Annotated in this window: 18 protein-coding genes and 1 pseudogene; 13 read left to right on the top strand and 6 right to left on the bottom strand. The window is 59.0% G+C overall.

Annotated elements, in window-relative coordinates; genetic code table 11:
- Nucleotides 1-276 precede the first annotated feature (276 nt).
- From KZ772_RS13970 to KZ772_RS13930, 10 genes and pseudogenes are all read left to right on the top strand, one after another.
- A complete protein-coding gene (locus tag KZ772_RS13970) occupies nucleotides 277-2,604 on the top strand; it encodes a putative monovalent cation/H+ antiporter subunit A (RefSeq protein ID WP_290537135.1) in 2,328 nt (775 codons plus the stop codon).
- Nucleotides 2,605-2,777: 173 nt separating this feature from the next.
- A complete protein-coding gene (locus tag KZ772_RS13965) occupies nucleotides 2,778-3,245 on the top strand; it encodes a Na+/H+ antiporter subunit B (RefSeq protein ID WP_290537134.1) in 468 nt (155 codons plus the stop codon).
- Nucleotides 3,242-3,589, top strand: coding sequence for a Na+/H+ antiporter subunit C (locus tag KZ772_RS13960; protein WP_290537133.1), 348 nt, complete (start codon nucleotides 3,242-3,244; stop codon nucleotides 3,587-3,589). Before KZ772_RS13965 ends, KZ772_RS13960 begins: the two co-directional genes overlap by 4 nt.
- Complete coding sequence (locus KZ772_RS13955) at nucleotides 3,586-5,079, top strand: Na+/H+ antiporter subunit D (RefSeq protein WP_290537132.1); 1,494 nt, start codon at nucleotides 3,586-3,588, stop codon at nucleotides 5,077-5,079. The genes KZ772_RS13960 and KZ772_RS13955 overlap by 4 nt, the downstream gene beginning before the upstream one ends.
- A complete protein-coding gene (locus KZ772_RS13950) occupies nucleotides 5,076-5,549 on the top strand; it encodes a Na+/H+ antiporter subunit E (protein WP_290537131.1) in 474 nt (157 codons plus the stop codon). Before KZ772_RS13955 ends, KZ772_RS13950 begins: the two co-directional genes overlap by 4 nt.
- A gap of 144 nt (nucleotides 5,550-5,693) precedes the next feature.
- Nucleotides 5,694-5,969, top strand: coding sequence for a cation:proton antiporter (locus KZ772_RS13945; protein WP_290510906.1), 276 nt, complete (start codon nucleotides 5,694-5,696; stop codon nucleotides 5,967-5,969).
- A pseudogene (locus KZ772_RS18625) lies at nucleotides 5,878-6,072 on the top strand (monovalent cation/H(+) antiporter subunit G); the annotation flags it as partial. The gene KZ772_RS13945 and the pseudogene KZ772_RS18625, both read left to right, overlap by 92 nt.
- Before the next feature lie 61 nt (nucleotides 6,073-6,133).
- On the top strand, nucleotides 6,134-6,322 hold the full coding sequence (locus KZ772_RS18620) for a monovalent cation/H(+) antiporter subunit G (protein WP_365870311.1): 189 nt from the start codon (nucleotides 6,134-6,136) through the stop codon (nucleotides 6,320-6,322).
- A gap of 203 nt (nucleotides 6,323-6,525) precedes the next feature.
- Entirely contained in the window at nucleotides 6,526-9,294 is a 2,769-nt protein-coding gene (gene polA / locus KZ772_RS13935; RefSeq protein WP_290537130.1) for a DNA polymerase I, read from the top strand.
- A 49-nt stretch (nucleotides 9,295-9,343) separates the two neighbouring features.
- On the top strand, nucleotides 9,344-9,901 hold the full coding sequence (locus KZ772_RS13930) for a hypothetical protein (protein ID WP_290537129.1): 558 nt from the start codon (nucleotides 9,344-9,346) through the stop codon (nucleotides 9,899-9,901).
- A 24-nt stretch (nucleotides 9,902-9,925) separates the two neighbouring features.
- Here KZ772_RS13930 and KZ772_RS13925 read toward each other — a convergent pair whose 3' ends face one another.
- On the bottom strand, nucleotides 9,926-10,210 hold the full coding sequence (locus KZ772_RS13925) for a hypothetical protein (RefSeq protein ID WP_290537128.1): 285 nt from the start codon (nucleotides 10,208-10,210) through the stop codon (nucleotides 9,926-9,928).
- A 266-nt stretch (nucleotides 10,211-10,476) separates the two neighbouring features.
- On the opposite strand from KZ772_RS13925, the gene KZ772_RS13920 reads away from it, so the two are divergent.
- Nucleotides 10,477-10,968 carry a hypothetical protein gene (locus KZ772_RS13920; protein WP_290537127.1) on the top strand — a complete coding sequence of 164 codons (492 nt, stop codon included), beginning with the start codon at nucleotides 10,477-10,479 and terminating at the stop codon, nucleotides 10,966-10,968.
- 63 nt (nucleotides 10,969-11,031) lie between these two features.
- On the opposite strand, the gene KZ772_RS13915 is transcribed toward KZ772_RS13920, so the two are convergent.
- From KZ772_RS13915 to KZ772_RS13905, 3 genes are all read right to left on the bottom strand, one after another.
- A complete protein-coding gene (locus KZ772_RS13915; RefSeq protein WP_231483447.1) occupies nucleotides 11,032-11,118 on the bottom strand; it encodes a YHYH domain-containing protein in 87 nt (28 codons plus the stop codon).
- A gap of 246 nt (nucleotides 11,119-11,364) precedes the next feature.
- Nucleotides 11,365-11,718 carry a DUF6559 family protein gene (locus KZ772_RS13910; protein WP_290537126.1) on the bottom strand — a complete coding sequence of 118 codons (354 nt, stop codon included), beginning with the start codon at nucleotides 11,716-11,718 and terminating at the stop codon, nucleotides 11,365-11,367.
- Nucleotides 11,719-12,271: 553 nt separating this feature from the next.
- On the bottom strand, nucleotides 12,272-12,706 hold the full coding sequence (locus KZ772_RS13905; RefSeq protein ID WP_290537125.1) for a tetratricopeptide repeat protein: 435 nt from the start codon (nucleotides 12,704-12,706) through the stop codon (nucleotides 12,272-12,274).
- A gap of 332 nt (nucleotides 12,707-13,038) precedes the next feature.
- Here KZ772_RS13905 and KZ772_RS13900 point away from each other — a divergent pair, with 332 nt between their 5' ends.
- Nucleotides 13,039-13,215 (top strand): hypothetical protein, encoded by a 177-nt coding sequence (locus tag KZ772_RS13900; protein WP_290537124.1) that lies wholly within the window; start codon nucleotides 13,039-13,041, stop codon nucleotides 13,213-13,215.
- A 108-nt stretch (nucleotides 13,216-13,323) separates the two neighbouring features.
- Here KZ772_RS13900 and KZ772_RS13895 read toward each other — a convergent pair whose 3' ends face one another.
- Entirely contained in the window at nucleotides 13,324-13,926 is a 603-nt protein-coding gene (locus KZ772_RS13895; RefSeq protein ID WP_290537123.1) for a lysophospholipid acyltransferase family protein, read from the bottom strand.
- 281 nt (nucleotides 13,927-14,207) lie between these two features.
- On the opposite strand from KZ772_RS13895, the gene KZ772_RS13890 reads away from it, so the two are divergent.
- Nucleotides 14,208-14,414, top strand: coding sequence for a cold-shock protein (locus KZ772_RS13890; RefSeq protein WP_035245969.1), 207 nt, complete (start codon nucleotides 14,208-14,210; stop codon nucleotides 14,412-14,414).
- Nucleotides 14,415-14,517: 103 nt separating this feature from the next.
- Here the strand turns inward: KZ772_RS13890 and KZ772_RS13885 are convergent, their stop codons facing one another.
- Entirely contained in the window at nucleotides 14,518-15,093 is a 576-nt protein-coding gene (locus KZ772_RS13885; RefSeq protein ID WP_290537122.1) for a CoA pyrophosphatase, read from the bottom strand.
- Nucleotides 15,094-15,130 lie beyond the last annotated feature (37 nt).

Below are 15,130 nucleotides of genomic sequence, written 5' to 3'. Positions count from 1 at the left end.
CAGCTGTCACAGCGAGCAAACCGGACAACAGGAAACAGGCACGCACCCCCCATTTGTTTTCTTCTTGTTACACACTCAAAGCGAAAACCCAAAAATATGCATTTTTTATCCCGATCATCTCTCTTAAATAAGTAGCCACAAGCCGCCTTTTTTCGCCTCAAAACGGAACTTTACCTTGCCTGAGATTTCACATAATGCGTAGCATAATTCCATGCTAATCATCGTTTTACGGTGATGCCATATTCCGCGAAAGCGGGCTACTGATAACGGAGCGCCATGCTGACAGGCATCTTGTCTGGATTCTTGCTCGCACCCCTGGCCCCCGCCCTGCATCGGCTATTCCCCCGTTACAGTGGCTGGCTTCTCTCCCTGCTTCCCGCCGGGCTGACCCTGTATTTTTTCAGCCACTGGCAACCCGTTACCCAGGGCAACACCCTGTTGTCGCGGCTCGACTGGGTACCCGACCTGGCCATGCCGCTGAGCTTCATGCTGGATGGCCTGTCACTGCTGTTTGCCCTGATGATCTGCGCCATCGGCGCGCTGATCTTTATCTATGCTGGCCGCTACCTGGAAGGTCACCGGGATCTTCCCCGGCTCTACGTACTGCTGCTGTGTTTCATGGCCGCCATGTTGGGCGTGGTGCTCAGCGACAACCTGATCGTGTTGTTCGTGTTCTGGGAACTCACCAGCATCACCTCCTACCTGCTGATCGGCTTCAACCATGAGGACGCCAACGCCCGGGCCAAGGCCCTGCAGGGGCTGATCGTCACCGTGGGTGGCGGGCTGGCGTTGATGACCGGCTTTATTCTGCTGGGTCAGATCGGCGGCAGCTATGAGCTGTCGGTGCTGATCACCCGGGGCGACACCATCGTTGCCCATCCGCTCTACGGGCTGACACTGGTGCTGATCGTGCTCGGCGCCTTTACCAAAAGCGCCCAGTTCCCGTTCCACTTCTGGCTACCCAACGCCATGGCCGCGCCCACCCCGGTGAGCGCCTACCTGCACTCGGCCACCATGGTGAAGGCGGGCATCTACCTGCTGGCACGGTTGCACCCGGCCATGGGCGGCACCGAGCTATGGCTACTGCTGCTGGGCGGCGCCGGCGCCATCACCATGGTGCTGGGGGTGTTCCTGGCCCTGCGCGCCACCGGCATCAAGCGCATGCTCGCCTATTCCACCGTAATGGCCCTGGGCACCCTGACGATGCTGATCGGCCTGGGCACCCGCACCGCCCTGCTCGCCGCCATGAGCTACCTGCTGGCCCACTCGCTCTACAAGGGCGCCCTGTTCATGGTGGCCGGCATCATTGACCACCAGACCGGGCGCAAGGATTTTCTCGACACCGGCGGCTGGTCCCGCTACCTGCCCGTCACCAGCGCCAGCGCCGGTCTCGCCGCCCTGTCCCTGGCCGGGGTGATACCCCTGTTCGGTTTTATCGCCAAGGAACAACTGCTGGAGGCCGGCCTCAACCATGGCCATGCCCTCGCGCCCCTGTTCAGTGCCGCCATCGTGATCGCCGCCACCCTGGGGGTAGCCGTGGCCGCCGTGATCGGCATCCGCCCCTGGTTCGGCGCGCCCGCCGCGCTCACCCACACCCCCAGCGAAGCGCCCCCGGCCATGCTGCTGGGCCCGGCGCTGCTGGCCAGCCTGGGCCTGCTGCTGGGTCTGGCCCCGGGGCTGATTGACCGCAGCCTGCTCAGTGCCGCCGCCAGCGCCAGCCTGGGCGAAGCAGTGACGCAACCGCTGGCCCTGTGGCACGGCATCAACACCGCCCTGCTGATCAGCATCGGCGCGGTGCTGGTGGGGCTGGTGCTGTTCCGCTACTGGCAGGGCTTCCGCCATCACACCCGCTGGGCGGACACCGCCGCCCGCTTTGGCCCGGAACAGGCCTATCACCGCCTCATGGATGGCCTGGTGGCGCTTTCCAGTGGCCAGACCCGGTTGCTGCAAAGCGGCTACCTGCGCTATTACCTGATCAGCACCCTGCTGACCCTGGTAGGTCTGGTCGCGGCGGCCCTGTGGCTGCACCCGGATGCCCTCAAGCTGCGCCCGGACTTCACCGACATTCAGCTCCACGAAGCGGTGATCGCCGCCGTGCTGGTCACCGCCACCCTGGCAGCGGTGACCCTGCAATCACGACTGGGGGCAGTGGCCAGCCTGGGGGCGGTGGGCTTTTCCATCGCCCTGCTCTACGTGCTGTTCAGCGCCCCGGACCTGAGCATCACCCAGGTACTGGTGGAAACCCTCACGGTGATCATGCTGGTGCTAGTGCTGTTCCGGTTGCCCGGCTTCCTGCGCCTCACCCGCACCCGTACCCGGCTGGCTGATGCCCTGGTGGGCATCACCGTAGGTGGCATGGTCACCGCCCTGTTGCTCAGTGTGCTGGGCAGCCGCTACCACGGCAGCATTGCCCACTACTTCATCACCGAGAGCGTGCCCGCCGGTTACGGCCGCAATATCGTCAACGTGATTCTGGTGGACTTCCGCGCCCTGGATACCCTGGGCGAAATCTTCGTGCTGGCGCTGGCCGCCACCGGGGTCTACGCCATGCTCAAACTGCGCAGCAAGGGTGACACCACGGAACCGGAGGAAACCCATGACTAACAGAGAAGTTGCAAGCTACAAGTTACAAGTTGCAACGCGGTTGGAGATTTCCTTTATCTTGAACGCAACGAGCCGCGTCGGCAGCGGGGGGCGCGGCCTCACTGCTTTGAAAAACAGGCAAAGCCCTGCCCGCGTTGCAACTTGTAACTTGCAACTTGCTTCCCGGAGGCTCTATGCAGTCTAGACGCCGCATACCACCCCCGGACCGCAACGCCCTGCGCACCCAGTCGCTGATCCTGCGCACCACCGGCTTTTTCCTGCTGCCGCTGCTGTTGCTGTTCGCCCTGTTCTTGCTGCTGCGCGGCCACAACGCGCCGGGCGGGGGCTTTATCGCCGGGCTGGTGGCGTCCGCGGCCATCGCCGTGCATCTGTTTGCCATGAGCGAAGCCGGTGCCCGGCGAGTGCTGCGGGTGGACCCACGCGATTTGATCGCCTGGGGGCTGATCCTGGCCCTGGTGGCCGGGGTACTTGGCCTGTTCAGCGGTCTGCCGTTCCTCACCGCCCACTGGTTGACGGTAAGCCTGCCAGTATTCGGCGAGCTGAAACTGGGCTCGCCGCTGCTGTTCGATCTCGGGGTGTTTCTGGTGGTGGTCGGCACCGCCAGCACCATCATCATCAACCTGGCGGAGCAAGACACATGACCAGCCTGATGGCCCTGGTGGTGGGCGTGCTCTACGCCGCCGCCATCTACATGATGCTGCGCCGCTCCATCGTCAAACTGGTGATCGGGCTGGTGCTGCTGTCCAACGCCGCCAACCTGCTGATCTTCACCGCCGCCGGCTTGCACCGGGATGCCCCGCCGCTGGTGCCGGATGATGCCCAGGTACCCGCTGGCCTGGTGGCCGATCCGCTGGCCCAGGCGCTGATTCTCACCGCCATTGTCATCGGCTTCGGCGTGCTGGCCTTTGCAGTGGTACTGATTCGCCGCGCCTACGAAGTCGTGGAAGCGGATGACATGCACCAGATGCGGGATACCGACACATGAACCTGCTGGTCATCCTGCCCATTCTTATCCCGCTGGCAGCGGGCGCCCTGTCCCTGCTGGGCCGACACTCCCAGCGAGTACAGGCCGCATTGGCCGTAATCGGCAGCGTCACCCTGGTGGCCAGTGCCGTGGCACTGTTACTCGCCACCTGGGAACAGGGCCATATCGTCACCGAACTGGGCCGCTGGCCGGCGCCCTTTGGTATCGTGCTGGTCAGTGATCTGCTCGCCGCCATCATGGTGTTGCTCAGCGCCGTCACCGGTGCCGCCACTGCATTTTATTCCCTGGGCAGCATCAGCATCGCTCACCGCAAGGGCGGCTATTTCCCGCTCATGCACCTGCTGCTGGCCGGGGTCAACGGCGCCTTTCTTACCGGCGATATCTTCAACCTGTACGTGTGGTTCGAGGTGATGCTGGTGGCGTCCTTCTCCCTGCTGATTCTGGGTGGTGAGCGGGCGCAAATGGAGGGGGCCATCAAGTACGTGACCCTCAACCTGGTGTCCTCTGCCCTGTTCCTGTCCGCCGTGGGGCTGCTTTACGGCCTGGTGGGCACACTCAACATGGCCGACATTGCCGTAAAGCTGGGCGAAGTGGATTCCGGCATGACCACGGTCATCGCCATGCTGTTCATGGTGGCCTTCGGCATCAAGGCGGCGGCGTTTCCGTTCTTCTTCTGGCTGCCCGCGTCCTACCACACGCCCCAGGTGGCGGTGTCCGCCCTGTTCGCCGGGCTGCTCACCAAGGTGGGGGTGTATGCCCTGTTCCGGGTGTTCACCCTGATCTTCGGCATGGACGACCCACTGGTCCGCCAGGTGCTGCTGTGGGGCGCCGGGCTGACCATGGTCACCGGGGTACTGGGCGCCGCCGCCCAGTTCGAATTCCGCCGCATCCTGTCATTCCATATCGTCAGCCAGATCGGCTACATGATGATGGGCCTGGCGCTAGCCTCGGTGAGCGTGCTGGCCCTGGCCGGCGGCATCTTCTACATCATTCACCACATCATCGTGAAGGCGAACCTGTTCTTTGTCAGCGGCCTGGTCTACCGCCTGCGTGGCAGCTACGAGCTCAAGCAACTGGGCGGCCTGTATCGTGACAAGCCCTGGCTGGCCCTGCTGTTCCTGATCCCCGCCCTGTCCCTGGCGGGCATGCCGCCACTATCCGGCTTCTTCGGCAAGTTCATCGTCATCCGCGGTGGCGTGGAAGCCGGTGCCTGGGCGCTGGTCGCCGCCGCCCTGCTGGTGGGCCTGCTGACCCTCTACTCCATGACCAAGATCTGGGCTGAGGTATTCTGGAAGGCGGCACCGGAAAACACCGCTTGCGCCGCCAGCGGCAGCAACACCCTGCTCTACGCCACGGTGGCCGGCCTGGCGCTGATCACCGTGGCCATCGGCCTGGGCGCCCAGCCGGTGCTGGTACTGTCCCAGGCCGCCGCCGAGCAGTTACTGGACCCGAGCCTCTATATCACTGCGGTACTCGGAGAGGCACCATGAGCCCGTTGAGCTGGAACCTGATCCTGGCCCTGATCTGGGCCGCCGTCACCGGCAACTTCAGTGGTGCCAATTTGCTGGTGGGCTTTGTACTGGGTTACCTGATTCTCGGCTTCGCCCTGCGCGACGTGCCGGACTTCGCCCGCTATCGCAAAAAAGTGCCCCGCCTGTTTTTGTTGCTCAGCCACTTCCTGCGCGACCTGGTGGCATCCAATTTGCGGGTGGCCTACGACGTGCTCACCCCCACCCACTATATGCGCCCGGCGGTGGTGGCGGTGCCCCTGCGAGCCAAAACCGATGGCGCCATTACCATCCTCGCCAACATGATTTCCCTGACCCCGGGCACCCTGAGTCTGGACGTGTCCAGCGACCGCAGCGTGCTCTATCTTCATGTGATGTACCTGGACGACGAGGCCGACCTGCGACAACAGATTCACGCACTGGAAGACCGGGTACTGGCGTTACTGGAATAGGAAGCGCGGCAGGTGGCGGGCAACACGACAAACCCGCCGTAGGAGCTATGCTTGCATGGCGAACCCGCTGCCTTCGCAATGAAATTCGCCATGCAAGCATAGCTCCTACGAAAGAAACACAGGCGATTGAAAACGGAGACCGGCATGCTGGAAGGCGCAATATTTCTCAGCTATCTGCTGCTCAGCCTGGCGCTGCTGTGCGCCCTGGTGCGGCTGGTGCGCGGCCCCACCCTGCCCGACCGGGTGGTGGCCCTGGAGCTGATGGCCTCGCTCACCGTGGCCTTTATCGGCATCTATGCCCTGAACAACGACCGGCCCGCGTTTCTGGATGTGGCCATGGTGCTGGCGCTCACCGCCTTCCTCACCGCCGTCGGTTTTGCCCGTTACCTGGAAAAAGGAGGCCACCGAGGTGATCAATGACCTGCTGGTATCGGTGATGATGGTCGCTGGCACCTTCTTCATGTTTCTGGCCGGCATCGGCGTGCTGCGCATGCCCGACCTGCTGATGCGCATGCACGCCACCACCAAGGCCGGCACCCTGGGCGCCGGGTTGGTGATGCTGGCCGTGGCCACCCACTTCCTGGATGCCCCGCACCCTGGCCATCATCCTGTTCATCCTGCTCACCGCCCCGGTGGCCGCCCACGCCATCGGCCGCGCCGCCTACTTCGTGGGCGTACCCCTGTGGGACAAGATGCTCAAGGACGACCTGAAAGACCGCTACGACCCGGACACCCACATCCTCCACAACCCGGACGACGACAAACACCCCTGAGGCCGCCAGCACCATGTAGGAGCACCTCTTGAGGTGCGAACCGGAGCCTTAGCGACGGCATAACCTCCAAGCGCCCCCCCCCCCTAACGTCACCTCGCCGGGTTCGCACCTCAAGAGGTGCTCCTACAGATTAGCCCTGCCTGCCGAATCCGCCCATTTCCGCTACACTCTCTCCACTCACTCATCAGCAGAAGCCGAACACCATGTCCGCAGCCGAAAAACCCATCATCCTGGTCGATGGTTCCTCCTACCTGTACCGCGCCTTTCACGCCCTGCCGCCGCTCACCACCTCCAGCGGCCAGCCCACCGGGGCGGTGCGCGGCGTGGCGGCCATGCTGCGCAAGCTGATGAAGGACTACGAGCCGGAATACATGGCGGTGATTTTCGACGCCAAGGGCAAGACCTTCCGCGACGAACTGTTCGAGCAATACAAATCCAACCGCCCGCCCATGCCCGACGACCTGCGCGAACAGGTGCAGCCCCTGCACGACCTGATCCGCGCCATGGGCCTGCCGCTGATCATCGAGGAAGGCGTGGAAGCGGACGACGTGATCGGCACCTTCGCGCGCATCTTCGACGAACAGGGCAAGCACGTGCTGATCTCCACCGGCGACAAGGACATGGCCCAGCTGGTCACCGACAAGGTCACCCTGATCAACACCATGAACGACGCCCTCTACGACATTGAAGGCGTAAAGAAGAAGTTCGGCGTGGGCCCGGAACTGATCATCGACTTCCTCGCCCTCATGGGCGACAAGGTGGACAACATCCCCGGCGTGCCCGGCGTGGGCGAGAAGACCGCCCTGGGCCTGATTCAGGGCCTGGGCTCCCTGGAAAACATCTACCAGAATCTGGACAAGGTGGCCGAGCTCAGCTTCCGCGGCGCCAAGACCCTGGGCAAGAAACTGGAAGAACACAAGGAACAGGCCTTCCTCTCCTACCAGCTGGCCACCATCAAGCTGGACTGCGAACTCAGCGAAGACCAGGACGACCTGAAACTGCAGGCCCCGGACGCGGAAAAGCTGGCCGAGTACTACCGCACCCTGGAATTCAAGGGCTGGCTCAAGGAGCTGCTGGGCGGCAAGGACCCGGTGGCCGAAGACGCCGGCAAAGAGGTGGAGATGGACGCGGATGACGATGCGCCCGCAACCCCCGCCTTCGGCCGCGACGCCTACGACATCGTCTATAGCGAAGCCATGCTCGACAAGTGGATCGCCAAACTGAAAGACGCCGGCGAGTTTTCCTTCGACACCGAAACCACCAGCCTCAACTACATGAACGCGGAACTGGTGGGCTTCTGTGTGGCCGTGGACGACAAGGCCGCCTACATCCCCTTCGGCCACAACTACCCAGGCGCCCCGGACCAGCTCGACAAGCAGCGGGTCATGGACGCCTTCAAACCGCTGCTGGAAGACGACAACATCAAGAAGATTGGCCAGAACCTGAAGTACGACATGAGCGTGCTGGCCGAAGACGTGGGCATCACCCTGCGCGGCGTGGCCTACGACACCATGCTGGAATCCTACGTGCTCGATTCCGTGGCCACCCGCCACGACATGGATTCCCTGGCGCTCAAGTACCTGGGGCGCAAGACCATCAGCTTTGAAGAGATCGCCGGCAAGGGCGCCAAGCAGCTCACCTTCAACCAGGTGGGCCTGCACGAAGCCAGCCGCTACGCCGCCGAAGACGCGGACGTGACCCTGCGCTTGCACCAGACCCTGTGGCCCAAACTGGAAAAGGAAGGCCGCCTGCCAGAGGTATTCCGCGACATCGAACTGCCCCTGGTCACCGTGCTCAGCCGCATCGAACGCAACGGCACCTACGTGGACGCCACCCTGCTCAAGCACCAGAGCCAGTTCCTGGCCAAGCGCATGGCCGAACTGCAGGAAAAGGCTTTCGAAATCGCCGGGCAGGAATTCAACCTGGCCAGCCCCAAACAGCTGGGCGAAATTCTCTACGAAAAGCTGGAAATTCCGGTCATCAAGAAGACCCCCAAGGGCGCCCCGTCCACTGCCGAACCGGTACTGCAGGAACTGGCCCTGGAATACCCGCTGCCCCAGGTGATCATGGATTACCGTGGCGTGGCCAAGCTCAAGAACACCTACACCGACAAACTGCCGGAGCTGATCAACCAGCGCACCGGCCGCGTGCACACCTCCTACCACCAGGCGGTGGCCGCCACCGGGCGTCTGTCCTCCAGCGATCCGAACCTGCAGAACATTCCGGTGCGCTCCGAGGAAGGCCGCAAGATCCGCCAGGCCTTCCTCGCCCCGAAAGGTCGCAAGATCGTCGCCTGTGACTACTCCCAGATCGAACTGCGCATCATGGCCCACCTGTCAGGCGATAAAGGCCTCACCGACGCCTTCGAAAAAGGCCTGGATATCCACCGCGCCACCGCCGCGGAAGTGTGGGGCAAGAGCCTGGAAGACGTCAGCGACAACGACCGCCGCAACGCCAAGGCCATCAACTTCGGCCTCATCTACGGCATGAGCGCCTTCGGCCTGGCCAAACAGCTCGGCCTGCCGCGCAAGGAAGCCCAGGACTACATCGAGCTCTACTTCGAGCGCTACCCGGGCGTAAAACGCTACATGGAAGAAACCCGCGCCCAGGCCTCGGAACAAGGCTACGTGGAAACCCTGTTCGGCCGCCGCCTCTACCTGCCGGAAATCCGCAGCAGCAACGGCCAGCGCCGCCAGGCCGCCGAACGCACCGCCATCAACGCCCCCATGCAGGGCACCGCGGCGGATATCATCAAGAAGGCCATGATCAAGGTCCACGACTGGCTCGACACCACCCACTTCGACGCCAAGATGATCATGCAGGTGCACGATGAACTGGTGTTTGAAGTGGCGGAAGATCAGGTGGAAGATCTGGTCAAGGAAGTGAAGGCACGCATGGAGTCAGCGGCGGAGTTGAAGGTGCCGTTGATTGTGGATGCGGGGATTGGGAAGAATTGGGACGAGGCGCATTGAGCACCGGTCTGCCCAACTTGAGTCCAAATAGCCAAGGAAGCAGCATAAGATGAAGGAAGTTTTCCAAGGTCATGCCCTAATCAATTTGGGCTTGCTCGCGGACTTTCACAATCATGTAAATGCCTTGTTAGAAGAAGCGAAGTCCACAATTGAAGAGATTGAAAATAACTCAACTTATTGGCTCCATGTTTACAATCATGACTTCAAATATCGCTTAAGGGAGTCGGTCTTCCTTATGGTTTTCGGGCACCTCGAAGAGATGCTGCTTTTGCTTAGGCAGAACGACATGCCCCAGCCCCAGTCAAACTCTCTTATTAAAAAGTTCAGCCCAGTTTTTATCAAAGCCTTCGGTGAAAAGGCCCTCCAAAGGAAAGATATCTGCCATATCAAGAGCGCCCTTCTAATAAGAAACACATTGCTGCACTCCTCCGGACGCCCTGACATGATGCGCAACGAACAAAATATTTTATCTGTAATAGATAAACACCCTGATCATTACTCCATTCGAAATCAGAGAATCATCATCACAGCTTCAGGGCTAAACTCTTTAATAAAGGCTACGGAAAATCTAGTAAAAGATTTAAGCTCAAAACTTTTTCAGGAGTAGCGGATACGAGACACCCTCTTGAATTTAATCCCTCTCCAAAATTACAGAAATCCATATCATCACTATAAAGAAGATGAATGGCCCCATGTAGAAATGAACGTCATCAATTCTTTCGTAATATCTATTTCTTATTGGGCCGTCTATCAAAACAGGCATGAGCATAAAAACAAAAGAAGACAACCCCATAGCCACATAAATTGAAGGTTTTTCTTTCGTAACCCAGCCTCTGCTTTCTAGCCACCAACTCAAGAAAAGGCTACTCACAACAAAAAGCGCAGCAACCAAGATAAAAGCAAAAGGACTATTCATTGTAGCTCCTGATCCCGTAGTCACGAGGGCCAGGTCTTGTCCCGCCCTCTCGAGCTATCCGACTCACACGCGAATAGTGCAACCTGAAGCAACCCCTCTCTCTAGAAGAAATAGCGCGGAAGAAGGGGACACGCATAACTTACCAGAGTGGCACTCCACAGGAACCAGGCTCTTGCGGACCCCGGCTAGTCTTCCTGATTCATACGTGTTCCCCGCCTGCTCCAGCTGCTAAGGTTCGCTCACCACAACAAGCCCACAGAACAAGAATGCCACCAGCCCCGCGCCTCACCACCCGCTCCCGTGCATGGCTGGCCAGGAGAAAACATCACCTGGCCTTTCGCCTGATCTTGCTATATGTCGCCCTGCGTCTGCGCTGGCTGGCATGGCGCGACCCGGCTTTTCGCAAGGAGCTGCAAAAGCGCAACATCATGATGGTGTGGCGCACCCACGACGGGCGTATCGCTCGCTGGTTCCATTTCGGCCCCAATCGCGTTCGCAGCGGCTCCGGCCTGCGTGACCGCTGCCATATTTCCGTGAGTTTCAAGGATGCCGACTATGGGGTAGCCACCCTGATCCAGCTGCTGGACGATCAGCGCTTGTTTTTTGTCGGCATGCGCCAGGGAAAGATCAGGCTCAACGGCAATATCAAGGGACTACTCTGGTTCAAAACCGTCTCTGAATACCTGGTCCCGGGCGGCGTACAGATATGGCGACCGCGAGCCAAGGCTCGACGGGAAGACAAGGCGCGCAGTAACTAGACAATCACAACGGGGGAAGTGGGAGTATCGCGCGATAGCCGGGAAGCTATCGCGCACCAAAACTCAGTGGCAGTGGTATGGTTTTTTGCCTGCATGGCACCCGTTGGCGTCAGTACCACCGGAGTGGGCCAGTGCGGCACCAGAAACCATCATTACAAGAGCAATTGCAGCCATTACCTTCTTCATAGTCATTCCCTTCCCTTGGTTTTTGTTGTCCAACCATACTGCATCGCACAACCATCAAGGGCAATAACTGACCAGAATGCCAGCCTTTAACCATTTACTAGCGAGAAATCGGCGCCGTCCCACCCTTGTCCAGCCAGACCTTACCCATTCCTCTTTCGTTGCCTCTGCCTGCCAACTAGCAACCGTCAGTGTGTACCACAGGGTCTCGTTTTACTCTCCACCTCCCCCGGCACCACCACCATCGCATCCACCGTCTCCTGCAAAACCATCAATACCAAAAAGGCTGGCCAACGGCCCAACGCCCGCACCGGGCATTGACGCGGCGTCGATATCCTGTGACATATTCGCCACAGCCTGGTCAGTAAATATTTCCGGGTCCAACGCCGCCTTTTCGCAGTACATCAGGTAAGCGTAGTAAATACAGGTTCGATCCAGTCGAAGATGCTCCATGGTTCGTTCGACTTGCGCCATAGTGTATGGCCCCGAACCGCCATAACGCTGAGAAAGGGAAGCAGGCAATAACCGCTGATATTGGTCGATCAATTTCATTTGATTCTTCGCCATGGCGCATCTCCCATGCCGACACTTGAACCTACAGACCGTCTCTTAAAAGAGTCTTGCATAAGGCGCCAAGAAGCAATGAGAACTATTTTTCACACCAGAATAGCGAATAAGGGGCACGCATTAATTACGTCGGGCGGCGTACAGATATGGCGATCGCGAGCCAAGGCTCGACGGGAAGACAGGGGCGGGCAGTAATTAGGCTCTCACAGAGAGAAACCATGGAGGGGACAGAATTGGTTTATCCAGTTATCCATTCTATTTTCCATTGGCGACACAGCATCTGATAGCGTAAGACCAACATCAGGACCCACAAACGTAAATCGCCACGTAAAGATTACCGACAGCAAACAAAACCAGCCATACAACCCATGGCTCATGGCTTCTTCCTGCCACAATCATCCAAGTATAGGAATACATCTTTGCGAACATAGCAGCGAGAAGCACAACAGCAGAAAAAATCTCATAGATAGTGCACAGCATCCCTGCCCCCACGAAAAATCATCAGTGTCAAATAAGCGGACAGCAACCGGAGTCAGACCTTGCCCTGCTCTTCTTATTGTTCTTCCTGCCCCGCCAACAAACTCCCAAGCAACTCATCAATTTCCGATTTGAGCTGCTTATCCTCAATCTTGTTCGCACTCACTTGTGCACTCTCAAGGCTCTTGATTGCAGCCTCTTTCTGCCCCAGGTCTACTTGCAATTTGGCCATGGAAAGACCGATTGATGAGAGATGGTCTTTGGCATTGATAGCAAGCGCCTTCTCCCGGGCTTTTTCGTATACCGTCAGCGCTGCCTCCAGGTCTTCGGTGAAATCCGCCAGTGTTTCCCACTGCTCGGGATGATCTTTATCAGTGTTTTCGTTATCGGTGCAAATGGCCTTCAGTTGCCCATAGAAGGAATCAAACTCCGCTTGATCGTCTTTTCTGGCAGCTTCCATCAGCTTTTCAGCCAAGCTATAAACGGCCTTGTAGATTTTGGTGTTAATCATTTTTTCAACTCAAAATTAAAAACGATAACTCGGGGACACGCATAAACCCTCGGCACTCTCATGGCAAACCCGCCACCGGTATGGTCTGCGCATGACACTCACTCAAGGGAAGACCCGTCATTGTAGCCTTACGCAAGTGCCATTCAGACCTGCCCCCGGGTTTTCGACACCCAAGCTGGTTCAGCCACAATCTCTCCATTCGTCATATTTTACATAAGACCTGCCCAGAACAATTGACCGCCACCTTTACAAACTTTACGTTTTGAAACCTAAACATCGGCCAATGTAACAATATTGGATGATCGTGCCAGTTCATCGGAGAGGGAATTCTCATGAAGGTGTATTTGATTGGCTGGGGGTTAATTGTCGTTGCGGTAGCGCTTTCCCTAGGCACACTGGAAGGTAAAGAGGTGGAAATCGAGACCTATGCAAGCTGGATTCTTTATACCGTCGGACTGGTACTAGTGTCTGCTCCGCGCAAGCACAAGATGTTCGAGAACATCCGCTGAGCACAGCCCTGATAGGGCAAAGAGACCAACTCTGGGAGCTTGCCTGCAAGCGATGCCTGTATAGACAAAGGCTTATCGCCAGCAGGCTGGCTTCTACAAGGAGCACCCCTACTGCCCGTAACGCTCCCGTACCGGCCCCGACAGTTTGCCAGGGTGCCTCGGCGTAGCGCTGGCGAAGTGGGTATAGATCTGCTGCAGGTCGGCGTCCATATCATCGCTGGGGTAAATCACCACCGGGAAGGAAAAGGTTTTCGCCTTGTAGTCCGCCAGCGCCAGGATGATCGGCACGTTGGCCTGTTTGGCGATGTGGTAGAAGCCCAGTTTCCATTGCTCCGCATTGCTACGGGTGCCTTCCGGGGTGACGGCGATGAGCAGTTTGTCGCGCTGGCGGAATTGCGCCACGGTCTGCTCGACCATGCCGCCGGCTTTGCCGCGCTCAATGGGCATGGCGCCAAGCTTGCGCAGCAGCCAGCCCAGCGGGCCCTTGAACAGGCTGTGCTTGATCATCACGTTCACGTCTTGCTGCAAGGCCGAGCGGCTGACCAGGGCCAACACCCCGTCCCAGTTAGAGGTATGCGGGCCGCCGGCGATCACCGCCCGCTGGATATCCGGAAACGGTCCTGCCTGCCAGCCGGTGAGGCGCAGCATGGCCCGGGCGATCCGTTGGCCCAGGGGTGCCCGACGCTTACCGCCTTCCGTTTGCTCACTCATTACTGTGCTCCGCTATGACAAAGCGGGAGTATATCGGATTCCTCCCTTGCCCTGGCGGCTGTGATCCAGACCGAACTGACTGCCGGTAGCAATATTTAGCTGGACAGAGGCGGGCAACCTCTGTAACGTTGCCCATAGCTAAAAAATCACGCTTGAATCAAGTACTACATTTCGCTGTTTTATTCGTATAACTCGTCCTGCAGTCCACAAGTCCAAGTTCCGTTTTTCAGCTACACACGCCCTAACCGGCGATTTACATCATTATTTTCAGGATTAGTATTATGTCTACAGTGAAAGGTACCGTTAAGTGGTTCAACGAAGCTAAAGGTTTTGGTTTTATCGAGCAGGAAGGTGGTCCGGATGTGTTCGCACATTTCAGCGCCATCACCGGCTCTGGCTTCAAGACCCTGGCTGAAGGCCAGCAAGTTGAGTTCACCATGACTCAAGGTCAGAAAGGTCCTCAGGCTGAGAACATCGTCGCTCTGTAAGCGATCGTTCCAGTTATAAAAAAGGGCGCCTCCTTCGGGAGGCGCCCTTTTTTTATGTAACACCCAGTCAGATCAGCCCCCGCCCACCATCATCGCACCTGCCTTACCCCGCCCCGCGCTTTCTCAGAAACTCCTGCAGCATGCTGTAGCTCAAACCCCAAATGCAGTAGCCCTGATAACGGCAACAGGGGAACGTCATTCTTCCCAGTGGCGTACGAATTTGCAGCGTGGAACGGTGTGCCGGATTGCCCAGATACTCCAGCGGAATCCAGATCCCCCTTTGTGCTTCATGGTTCAGCGACATGGCGTTATCGCCCCGCCAGGCGAACACGTGAGGCGTCACCACCATGGGGCTCCAGCGGCTGTGATGGCGGGTGAGCAGATCCGACAGGCGCGCCTGATACTCCCCCTGACGAAACAGATCCAGCCCGGTTTCTTCCAGGGTTTCGCGCATGGCGGTGTGGCGGCTGGAGGTATCACCTGGCTCCAGACGCCCGCCGGGAAACGCCATGTCCCCGGACCAGGGATCCCCATCGCGACGGGCCCGCTGGATAAACAACAGTTCTCCATCGCGCTCACGGGGCCCACGATAAATCAGCGCCACCGACGCGCGGGTGACATGGCGCCGGAACGGTAACTTGTGGGGGCGATATTTCTGTAGCCAGCTCAGGGATGGCATGGCGACTCCCGGTAGTCATACCCCCAAAGAATAACAT

This window comes from Alcanivorax sp. (genome assembly GCF_019431375.1).
GTDB classification, from domain to species: domain Bacteria; phylum Pseudomonadota; class Gammaproteobacteria; order Pseudomonadales; family Alcanivoracaceae; genus Alcanivorax; species Alcanivorax jadensis_A.
Note: the sequence above shows the minus strand (reverse complement) of the source record. Positions and strands in the feature narration are given on the sequence as shown.